The 4754-nt window shown below is 57.0% G+C and carries 2 protein-coding genes; one reads left to right on the top strand and one right to left on the bottom strand.

Going from position 1 to position 4754, the window contains the following annotated elements; translation table 11 throughout:
- Positions 1-1676 (bottom strand): transglycosylase domain-containing protein (locus tag VM163_00425; protein ID HUT02342.1); only part of this gene is annotated, 1676 nt, incomplete at its 3' end.
- 747 nt (positions 1677-2423) lie between these two features.
- Here VM163_00425 and VM163_00420 point away from each other — a divergent pair.
- Positions 2424-4754: AAA family ATPase (locus VM163_00420; GenBank protein ID HUT02341.1), on the top strand; the 2331-nt coding region annotated here is incomplete at its 3' end.

Here is a 4754-nt window from a genome sequence, read left to right as displayed (position 1 = left end):
TCGTCATTCCCTTCCCAAAGTCCGGTCACCAAGCGGTCACTGTAACCTATGAACCAGGCATCCCTGAAGCCCTGGCCGGTGCCGGTCTTGCCCGCAGCGAAAGAACCGATATTGGCGGGGGTGCCGGTGCCGCGAGCGACGACATGCCGAAGCATGCGGTGTATGCTGACTACCTGCCCTGCAGCGATGACCTGCCATGCAGGTTTCGGATTTCTCCAATAAAGGACCTTGCCTTCGTCATTCGAGATCCCGACAATTCCGTAAGGAGAAACAAGGTAACCCCCGTTGGCGAAGGCCCCATATGCGGCCGTGAGTTCCATAAGAGTGACCTCGCTCGTGCCCAGCGCAATACTGCGATCGATTCTAAGCCTCGACGAGATGCCGAGCCGTCGGGCGACCTCGGTGACGCGCGCAGGGCCAACCGCGTCGCATAATCGGACAGTGGCGGTATTTGCCGAGCGCGCTAGTGCATCCTGTAGCGTAATCAGGCCATAATACTTTCCCCCAAAGTTCCTCGGTGTCCATTTGCCGCCCCCAAACGGGGCGTCGAGAATCTTGGAGTTCGGGGTGTAGCCACGTTCCAGAGCCGCGAGATAGACGAACGGCTTAAATGCTGATGCCGGTTGGCGGAGAGCTTGCGTGGCGCGGTCGAATTGGCTGCGGCCGTAACTCCTTCCGCCGACAAGAGCCCGCACGGCCCCATCGAAGCTCATTGACACAAGCGCCGCCTCGGTGTTCCGTCCGCCGACTGCTCGAGCGACTGCAAGCTCTGCGTAACTCTGGGTCTCGGCATCCAGTGTCACAAAGAGCCGCAAGCCCAAAGCCGGTTGCAGATCAGGTACTGCAGATGTCAGCTCCTGTTCGACCCAACGTGTGAAATAGCGAGTCTCGATCCAGATACGCTTGCTGTTTCTGTGCCTAATGCCCCTTGCAATTGCAGACGTGGCCTGCCTTTGCGTGATGAACTGCCTCCGGACCATGGCCGAGAGGACTATTTTGGCGCGGTCTCTTGCTGCTTTTGGGTGATCAAAGAGATCCCAGCGCGAAGGCGCCTTTAGCACGCCGATGAGAAGTGCTGATTCGTAAAGCCCCAATTGCCAGACATGCTTGCGAAAAAATATCAGCGAGGCCTGCTCAATTCCAACCACCGGCCGGCCGGCAATACGACCGAATTCCACTCGGTGGAGGTAGGCCGTTAGGATCTCCTTCTTTGTGAAATGATACTCAACATAGAGGGCCAAAATCGCCTCAAGACCTTTGCGGCCGAGGGTTCGTTTTGGCGACAGCAGAACGTTTTTCACGAGTTGCTGAGTGAGTGTGCTCCCTCCTTCTTCGAAACGACCTGCCTCGAAATTCTTGGTAATCGCTCTAGCTATGCCTAGGGGGTCCACACCTGGATGGAGGTAGAAACGCCGATCCTCGAAAGCGACAAGCGCCTGTTTAACAGGGTCAGGAATATCGCTTGTGGAGACAGGAGAGCCGCAAAAACAGACAGCCCTGAGACCACCCTCGGCATCTCTCTCGAATCTGACTTGGTTGAGGGTGAGCATGGGCCCAAGCTGCGAGCGAGACGGGAACGACCCGACCTCCTCTGAAAAGCTCTCATAGACCACGCCCGCAAAAAATGCGGTGGCCACCATGATGACCCACCATGCGAACCGAAGGAGACTCGTCATCGAGAACTCCTCCGCTGCTGCGCGGGGTGCACCGCCAGTGCCAAGGAGTTCGATTTGAGCAACGACGTAGGGAATAGGCCTGACACGGGGCGAACCTCCTTCTTTCAAGATCCGATCGCGCGCGAGCCATCGAGACCTTACGGCTCGATGGTTCCAGACCGCTTTTCGCGGCAGACGATCACTGTGAAAAAAGGGACGCCGACCTTTCGCCGGGCATCGCTCCGGGCCGCAACCTTGGGCGGCCAGTCCAAACAGGAGCTACAAGCTCCAATCAACTAGTAGATCTCTGGCCCCCGGACGTCAAGTGGGATTGCCGCTCCGCTACGACCGGGTGCCTTGGCCAAGCTGGTCTGCATCATTCGTGGCTGCCTTAAAATTCACGAGGCTGCGGGAGGTTCAAAAGCTCTTCAACCAAGACGAAACCGAGAGGTGAGAGGGCTTCGTTTCCTGAGGAGATCCAAGTGCCGGATCGTGCGATGCGGCTTTTTCGTTGACTAAACAACCAAGACCGACAGAGACTCTCACGCAATCTCAAGCTCAGCGGGCACAAGGATGGTGAGATCGGACAACCTGGTGGAGCTGGAGAGTCGGAGAGAGACAGCACTTAAAGTAATTCGTGCTGGCCTATTGCCATTCGTCCGGAAGGTGATGGGGGCTGACTGGATTATTAAGGCAAACGAGTCGCGAGTAAAACCAAGAAAAGGCGGAGGTACAAAACGAAATGTGCTCCGCAGCGTAGAAGAAGAGGTGTCTGGTGAACAGCTATTACAGATTATTCTCGATGACTATCATAGTTACTTTAAAGATTGCATTAAGTTTGTCGATTTTTCTGGCAGAAGACCCTACGCGCCACATCAGGTAGTAATGGATTGCATCCAGGAGATGCTTTTCCATCGAAACAATCTCTGGGCCCACGCGAAGGGTCCAGTGCCGATCCGCACTGTCGATCGATTTCTTGATAACGCCGAATTGCTCCTTAGAGCAGCAGCAATCGTTGAGCCAGCAGAACAAATTCGCGAACTACGAGAGCGCTCACATAGTACGGTCATATCCCCCGAACCTATCATGGCCCTTGAACAGGTTCGTCAACTCGTTCGGGAGTTAACGAACACCTTCTTCGGTCGCGAAGATGCGATCGTGTGGCTCGACAAGTCCCTAGCGAGCGCTGACCGCGGGGTCATCGTCGTTGCGGCGCCGGGCGGGATGGGCAAGTCAGCGCTCCTTGCCAACTGGAGTCTTAGGCAGGAGAAGAAGGGTGCCCGTATCGTGCGCCACTTCTTCAATCATCTGTTTCCTAGTACTATCCAACCGGCAGATGCGTTGCGGAGCCTGCTCCTACAATTGGCAGAGTTCGACGTGGCCTACCGCCGGGACGCAGCACACGATGAGACAAAGAAGCTCGTCGACGCTGTTGCTAGTGCTTTGATAAGCGACGCTACGCCCGAGACACCACTCATCCTAATCCTCGACGGTCTTGATGAGGCTGATCCGGATGAAGAGGGCAGGCCGATCGAGCGTTGGGCGCCACCCAGGCTTGGCCGACATGTGCATGTGGTGGTGTCCGGCCGCGCCGAGCGGGGCGAGACACCTGATTATCTCGCCCGCTGGCTCGCGGGCGGTGTGCAGTATCCGGTCAGACGGTTCGATCTCGAACCGCTGGGGATCGAAGGTGTGGTCGCATGGCTACAGGCGACCCTGCCTTCAACAAGTACGGTAGAGGCTGACCGCATCGCCGAGCATCTTAAGGCAACGACAGGCGGAATCCCGCTCTTTCTGCGTTACGTCATTGACGATCTCGCACAGAAACTGTCCCCCGGGCAATCGCCCGAGATTCTACTGATGCGGGTCGAGAATCTGCCGGCATCGTTCACTGCGTACGCAAGGGAACAGCTGCTTACTCTTCGTAGTCTGCCCCGATCCGGCACGAGAGTGTGGGAGGGCTTGGTGGAACGGCTGTTTGCACTTCTGACGATCATCAAGGGTGGAATTGGAAGTCGGGAGCTTGCACGTGTCCTCGGCGAAAAGCGGCTCGACTTCAAGCGTATCGATCCGGCGGTGAGTCGCTGGTTCGCAATCCGCACGGGAAAAGAGGAGGCTGACGTGTCTTTCCCGCACCCGCAATTGGCCCAAGAGTTTGCCAAGGCGCTAAGCGATGACCCGATGACGGTGGACCTTGTCCAGCAGATGCGTGATGAGCTGCTCGCGCACTGCCGTGAGTGGAGAGATCACAAAGGGCTGTATGCGCTTACACATTTCCCAGAACTCCTCTTGGAAGCTGGAAAGATTGCAGAATGCGCAGCGACCTTGACTTCGGTCGCCTTCCTCTCTTCGCGGCTTGAGTCGGCCAAGGCCGAGGAGTTAATTCACCAGACCGATCGCGATTTCGAGCAGCTTGGCAATGGTTCTTTGGAGGACTGGATGTACTTCTGGCACACCATCAGCCCGCGCTTGCGCCAGAATCTTGAAGGTTTCGGCAAAACAACCGCGAGTGAGTTGCTGATCCAGCTGGCGCTGGACGCCGAGCCGGGCGGAGCAGTTGCCCGAGCAGCCGAGAAGCAGCTGCGTGGGCATCGAGTCGACTGGGCACAGGTGGCTGGGTATCACGGCCAGCGCATGAGGCCATCGAACCACAACCGTGATCCTCTAGAGGGGATGAGTACTCTTCGTTTGTCGGACAACCGCATTCTATCTTGGCAGCCATTTTACCCTCTGTGGGAGGTCACCGGAGGGAGCAATGTACTCCAGCTTTGGTCTGTGACAAGTGATCCCGGACTCAAGCTCACAGGGCATGAGTTAGCAGTCTTGGGTGCGCTCGAGCTTAAAGACGGCCGTATTCTGTCTTGGAGCTATGATGGGACATTGCGTCTATGGTCTGCCAAGGATGAACCTGGTCCCGTGCTTCGGGGACACACCCACTTTGTGAATGGTGCGCTTGAGCTCGAGGATGGCCGCATCCTCTCATGGAGCTCAGATGGGACCGTTCGCCTTTGGTCTTCCGACGGCGCCAGGATCGCAGAGTTGGAACATGACAGGGACATCGACGGCGCGCTCACGCTCAGCGATGGGCGCATACTGTTA

It is taken from the genome of bacterium (assembly GCA_035527515.1).
In the GTDB taxonomy this organism is placed as follows: domain Bacteria; phylum B130-G9; class B130-G9; order B130-G9; family B130-G9; genus B130-G9.
Note: the sequence above shows the minus strand (reverse complement) of the source record. Positions and strands in the feature narration are given on the sequence as shown.